Below are 1,553 nucleotides of genomic sequence, written 5' to 3'. Positions count from 1 at the left end.
AAAACAGAGATTAAACTGAAGAGTTTGATCCTGGCTCAGATTGAACGCTGGCGGCATGCTTTACACATGCAAGTCGAACGGCAGCGCGGGGCAACCTGGCGGCGAGTGGCGAACGGGTGAGTAATATATCGGAACGTACCCAAGAGTGGGGGATAACGTAGCGAAAGTTACGCTAATACCGCATACGATCTAAGGATGAAAGTGGGGGATCTTCGGACCTCATGCTCCTGGAGCGGCCGATATCTGATTAGCTAGTTGGTGAGGTAAAGGCTCACCAAGGCGACGATCAGTAGCTGGTCTGAGAGGACGACCAGCCACACTGGGACTGAGACACGGCCCAGACTCCTACGGGAGGCAGCAGTGGGGAATTTTGGACAATGGGCGCAAGCCTGATCCAGCAATGCCGCGTGAGTGAAGAAGGCCTTCGGGTTGTAAAGCTCTTTTGTCAGGGAAGAAACGGCTCAGGCTAATATCCTGGGCTAATGACGGTACCTGAAGAATAAGCACCGGCTAACTACGTGCCAGCAGCCGCGGTAATACGTAGGGTGCAAGCGTTAATCGGAATTACTGGGCGTAAAGCGTGCGCAGGCGGTTTTGTAAGTCTGTCGTGAAAGCCCCGGGCTTAACCTGGGAATTGCGATGGAGACTGCAAGGCTTGAATCTGGCAGAGGGGGGTAGAATTCCACGTGTAGCAGTGAAATGCGTAGAGATGTGGAGGAACACCGATGGCGAAGGCAGCCCCCTGGGTCAAGATTGACGCTCATGCACGAAAGCGTGGGGAGCAAACAGGATTAGATACCCTGGTAGTCCACGCCCTAAACGATGTCTACTAGTTGTCGGGTCTTAATTGACTTGGTAACGCAGCTAACGCGTGAAGTAGACCGCCTGGGGAGTACGGTCGCAAGATTAAAACTCAAAGGAATTGACGGGGACCCGCACAAGCGGTGGATGATGTGGATTAATTCGATGCAACGCGAAAAACCTTACCTACCCTTGACATGTCAGGAACCTCCGAGAGATTGGAGGGTGCCCGAAAGGGAGCCTGAACACAGGTGCTGCATGGCTGTCGTCAGCTCGTGTCGTGAGATGTTGGGTTAAGTCCCGCAACGAGCGCAACCCTTGTCATTAGTTGCTACGAAAGGGCACTCTAATGAGACTGCCGGTGACAAACCGGAGGAAGGTGGGGATGACGTCAAGTCCTCATGGCCCTTATGGGTAGGGCTTCACACGTCATACAATGGTACATACAGAGGGCCGCCAACCCGCGAGGGGGAGCTAATCCCAGAAAGTGTATCGTAGTCCGGATCGCAGTCTGCAACTCGACTGCGTGAAGTTGGAATCGCTAGTAATCGCGGATCAGCATGTCGCGGTGAATACGTTCCCGGGTCTTGTACACACCGCCCGTCACACCATGGGAGCGGGTTTTACCAGAAGTAGGTAGCTTAACCGCAAGGAGGGCGCTTACCACGGTAGGATTCGTGACTGGGGTGAAGTCGTAACAAGGTAGCCGTATCGGAAGGTGCGGCTGGATCACCTCCTTTCTAGAGTGGCAC

The 1,553-nt window shown here is 54.0% G+C and carries 1 rRNA gene; it reads left to right on the top strand.

The window, feature by feature from the left end:
• Window positions 1-12: 12 nt before the first annotated feature.
• A 16S ribosomal RNA gene (locus tag QPK29_RS33410) occupies window positions 13-1,541 on the top strand.
• The last annotated feature ends 12 nt before the right edge of the window (window positions 1,542-1,553 follow it).

The organism is Massilia orientalis (genome assembly GCF_030411975.2).
GTDB lineage: Bacteria > Pseudomonadota > Gammaproteobacteria > Burkholderiales > Burkholderiaceae_D > Telluria > Telluria orientalis.
The sequence above is the reverse complement of the archived record's forward strand: the minus strand, read 5'-3'. Positions and strand labels throughout refer to the sequence as shown.